This is a genomic window from Pedobacter sp. (assembly GCF_045628745.1).
GTDB lineage: Bacteria > Bacteroidota > Bacteroidia > Sphingobacteriales > Sphingobacteriaceae > Pedobacter.
In genome coordinates this window covers 1-4,589 of record NZ_JAZQPU010000241.1, presented here as the reverse complement: position 1 = coordinate 4,589, position 4,589 = coordinate 1, and the positions used below count along the sequence as shown (strand labels likewise).

Annotated in this window: 3 protein-coding genes; all 3 read left to right on the top strand. The window is 41.3% G+C overall.

Features of this window, described 5'->3' with window-relative positions:
• Positions 1–120: 120 nt before the first annotated feature.
• Positions 121–357 carry a hypothetical protein gene (locus ACR2F7_RS09130; RefSeq protein WP_432713265.1) on the top strand — a complete coding sequence of 79 codons (237 nt, stop codon included), beginning with the start codon at positions 121–123 and terminating at the stop codon, positions 355–357.
• A 130-nt stretch (positions 358–487) separates the two neighbouring features.
• A complete protein-coding gene (locus ACR2F7_RS09125) occupies positions 488–3,598 on the top strand; it encodes a SusC/RagA family TonB-linked outer membrane protein (RefSeq protein WP_432713264.1) in 3,111 nt (1,036 codons plus the stop codon).
• A gap of 10 nt (positions 3,599–3,608) precedes the next feature.
• Positions 3,609–4,589, top strand: a 981-nt coding sequence (locus ACR2F7_RS09120) for a SusD/RagB family nutrient-binding outer membrane lipoprotein (RefSeq protein ID WP_432713263.1), incomplete at its 3' end; no start/stop codon positions are given.

Genomic DNA, 4,589 nt, shown 5'->3' with positions numbered 1-4,589 from the left:
TATGTATTGCGATGAACATACATATCCCTCTAACATGTTAATAATTTATTAACAACAAAAACTGTTTATCTAAACTTTTTATATAGAACTTTGTTTAGTTATCTAAACCCAAATATAAATATGTTAAGTACTTATCTGAATTTCGATTTCGATGTAAAAGGTAAACACGTGAAGGGATTTTGTATGAGAATTCATGATGACTTTCATGAAACTTATGCTGTCATTGTGGAAGGTTGTCATTCATTCTGCGTATGGCTGGATTCAAATTCCACCTGGAGAACTTCTAAATACACCAACGTAGAACCAGGTGTATTAGAAAACATTCTCAGCAGGTTATCTACCAACCACTCTTCTTAACAACCTTTCACCTGAACAAGAAAATTGTATAGTGCCTGTTAAAGAGGGGACAATTCAGTTTTCTTGTTATTTTTTTTGCAATTTTTTGTGATTTTATTGGTAAATTAAGGTAAACTTAAATTTCATTAAGATGAACAGAAAATATACGCTACTATGTTCCTGTTTTCTGCTTTTTACCTTTCAAAGTTTTGCCCAACAGGTCATTACAGGAAAGATTACAGATGCCACTGATGGTGCAGTCATCCCTGGTGTAAGCATCATCGTTAAAGGCACTACCACTGGAACTTCTACAACTGCCGATGGAACTTTCACCTTAACTATTCCATCCAGTAATGCGACGCTCATCATCTCCGCTGTAGGTTACAGCACCCGGGAGGTGTTGGTTAATCAACGCAAAACCATTAACGAAACCCTACAACCCGCCACTCAAAACCTTTCGGAAGTAACGGTCGTCGGAGCTTTGGGCATTACCCGCGAAAAGAGATCTTTAGGCTATTCCACGCAGGTCATTCAGGCTGAAGAACTTAATGAGAACAAACAGCCCAATGTGGTCAATGCCCTCCAGGGAAAGGTCGCTGGTGTAACGGTGTCCAGTACTGGCGGGGCACCAGGGCAGGGGGCTTCCATTCAAATCAGGGGTATCAACTCCCTGGATCCTAACCGAAGCAACGAACCACTTTTTGTCATAGATGGGGTCATCATTGATAACTCCACATCCACCGTAGGTGATCAGGCAGACCTTCGGGGAATGTCTAACCGCAGTGCAGACATCAATCCCCAGGACATTGAAACCATTAACGTCTTAAAAGGTGGTGCAGCAACAGCTTTATATGGCTTAAGGGGTTCAAACGGAGTAGTGGTCATCACTACAAAATCAGGAAAAGCAGGTGCCCTTAGAGTCAATGTTTCCACTACCACAGGCTTTGATGAAGTAAACAGGTTTCCAGAAAAACAGAAAGTTTATACCCAGGGATTTGGTGGTGTCTATGATCCGACTAGTTTTTTCCCCAGCTGGGGACCAACAGTGGAAGCGGCTAAAGCCATAGACCCAACACACCCTGATAAACTATTTGACACTTTCGATGAAGCTTATCAAACCGGTTGGCAAACACAAAATAACCTAAGTCTCACTGGTGGCACTGAAAAAGTAGTTTATGCAAGTTCATTTTCTTATTTTAAACAAGAAGGAACTATTCCAAATACCGATTACCAGAATATTAGTGGTAAGTTGAGTGGAAACCTGAAATTCAGCGACAAACTGCAGGCAGGTGCCAGTTTGAACTATATCAATTCTGGGGGATTCAGGTATAACGCCGACCGCTACAATGAAAACATCAGTTACTGGTCGCCGAGGTGGAGCATCAAAGATTTCTTAACGCCTGCAGGCACCATGAATTCATACGGTAACGACAATCCGCTTTATGGACCTTATACCAATAAGTTTAAAGATAATGTAAACCGGGTAATTGGCAATATCAATGTTAATTATCAACCCTTAGAATGGCTTAACATAACTTACCGTGCAGGGGTAGATGCTTATACCGACAAAAGGCAAAGAACGGCACCTGGTCCTCAGGGTATTCCCGGAGAACGTGTATTTACGGACAATGGTGGAGGTTTTGTGTATGATTATAACACAAATAACCGCATCATCACCTCAACCTTTATCGCTACGGCCAGCAGGAAAATCTCCAAAGATATAAAGGGCACCTTAAGATTCGGGCATGATATTTCTGACAGTAGGTCTACCACTGTTAGCGTAACTGGAGATACCCTAGCCGTCTATAATAATTTCAACATCGCCAATGCCCAAAATGTAAAAGGCAGTAACAATAGAATCGATTACCGTTTAATGGGTGTGTTCGGAGAACTTTCTTTAGATTATAAAAACTACCTCTTTCTGACCTTAACCGGAAGAAATGACTGGACTTCCTCTCTGTTGAAACCTAACAACTCATTTTTCTATCCTTCGGCAAGCATTTCTTACGTATTTTCCGACCATCTCAAATTACCTGAGGTCATTAGCTTTGCCAAGCTGAGGTTCTCCTATGCACAAGTTGGTAAAGATGCTTCTCCTTATGCTTACTCTACGGGTTTTGTCAATTACCAGCAACTCGGCAATGGTTTTACGGGTTATACCAAAGGGGAGTTATTGGGTGATCCTAACTTAAAGCCTGAATTTACCGACACCTATGACGCGGGACTAGAAATGCAGTTCTTCAAAAACCGTTTAAGTATGGACGTCTCTTATTATTATTCTGAATCCAAGGACCAGATTATTGCTGCTGATATTTCTTCAACGACAGGTTATGTGCGCGCTGCGGTAAACGCCGGCAGCATGCGCAACAAAGGAATTGAATTAGCAATTAGTGGAACACCAATTAAAACCGATAACATTACCTGGGATGTTGGCCTTACTTTTTCAGCCAACAGGAATAAAATTCTCAGCTTAGCTGAGGGACTGGAAGAAATTATTTTAGCTTCCCAATTTGGTTATGCCAATGCTACTGTTACTTCTAAACTTATTGAAGGGCATGCCTATGGCGATCTTTTCGGAACTGGCTATGCAAGATATAACAGTAATTACGATGGCTACTTAATTGACAATAAAGACCCATGGATCATAGGTGCTAATGGTTTCCCTACTAAAGTGACCGATTTGTTAATCGCCAATGCTTCTCCAAAATGGATAGGAGGCCTGAGTACTACTTTCCGGTATAAAGATTTCAGTTTAAACGCTTTGTTTGATACCAGACAAGGGCAGTATAAATACAATCAGCTCGATAACTTCTTTGCTGCTTTTGGTATTGCCGCCTATACACTTGACAGAAATGACACCAGGGTATTTAATGGCGTGCTGGCAGATGGCACACCAAATACCAAGGCCGTTTGGCTAGGTCAAGGGATTGGACCTGATGGGGTAGATTATGCTGATGGTTATTATCGCAATTCATCATATGGCTACCGTGGTTATTCAGAAAATTTCGTACAGGATGCGTCCTGGTTTAGGCTCAGGTCTTTAGGTTTGACTTATAACCTGCCAGAAAAATTCCTGGTCCCATTGAAAGCCAAAAATGCAAGTGTTACCCTTACTGCAAACAACTTATGGCTGCACACCAATTACAAAGGCTTTGATCCTGAAACGAGTTCCTTTAACAGCGGAAGCAATGTTACCGGCTTTTCGGGCTTCGCTTACCCCGCCACCAGAAGCTTCTTATTTACCCTCAACGTTGGTTTTTAATCTCATACCCATGAAAAGTTTGAAAATATATGGCTTCTCCTGTTTCTTGTTATTAGTTTGTGCTGTAGGCTGCAAAAAATACCTCGAAGTGGGAGAGAACCCTAACCAGATTATAGATCCACCTATTAATACCTTATTAACTACAGTAACCGCTAAAACCGGGAACAGCAATTTCAGTGTGGCAGAAATTACTTCTTATTTCACCCAGCACCTTGCCAGCCCTACAGTTGGTGGAAGTACAGATACCTATCAGCTTACAGATTATACCTCCACCTGGAATGATATCTATTTTGCCATGGCAGATATCAATGAAATGAAAAAAAAGGCTGCTGCCACCGGTGCCACTCATCATGCAGGTATTGCTAATATTTTAATGGCTTATCACATGGATCTTGTCATAGACCTTTGGGGCAGTGGCCCCTTTACGGAAGCCTTTAATGAAACCATCCTCACGCCAAAATATGATGAGCCTGAAGCTTTTTACAATACTACACTGGCTTTAGTCAATGAAGGGCTAACAGCGCTTGCCACACCAGACTCAGCTGTTACTTTAAGTGCAACTAATGATTTGATTTATAATGGGGATCTTAGTAAATGGATAAAATTTGGTAATTTATTAAAAGCAAGATTATTGAATAAGGTGTCAAAAAAAGCAAGTTATGATCCTGCAGCAGTATTGGCCGCAGTGGATCTTTCTTTCAAAAGTAATGCTGATAACGCAAAAATGAGCAATTTTGCCACTAACAACCCATGGGCAAATATTGCGAGCGATAATGCCAACCTGCTGCTTGGAGGATGGCTCTCGGAAAATTTTGTAGATGCCATGAATGGTAAAACTTATGGGGTTTTCGATCCCCGAATTGCTAAAATCACAGATAAAACAGTAAGCGGTACTTATGTGGGTACACCAAATGGTGTAGGTAATGTGGGGCCGGCATCAAATACGGTTAAAGATGAGGTATACATCAGCCTCAACTCTCCCTTAACTGGT

What these genes read in the sequence shown, in the direction of transcription:
- ACR2F7_RS09130 (WP_432713265.1), top strand. Translation starts at nt 121, where the DNA reads ATGTTAAGTACTTATCTGAATTTCGATTTCGATGTAAAAGGTAAACAC.
- ACR2F7_RS09125 (WP_432713264.1), top strand. Translation starts at nt 488, where the DNA reads ATGAACAGAAAATATACGCTACTATGTTCCTGTTTTCTGCTTTTTACC.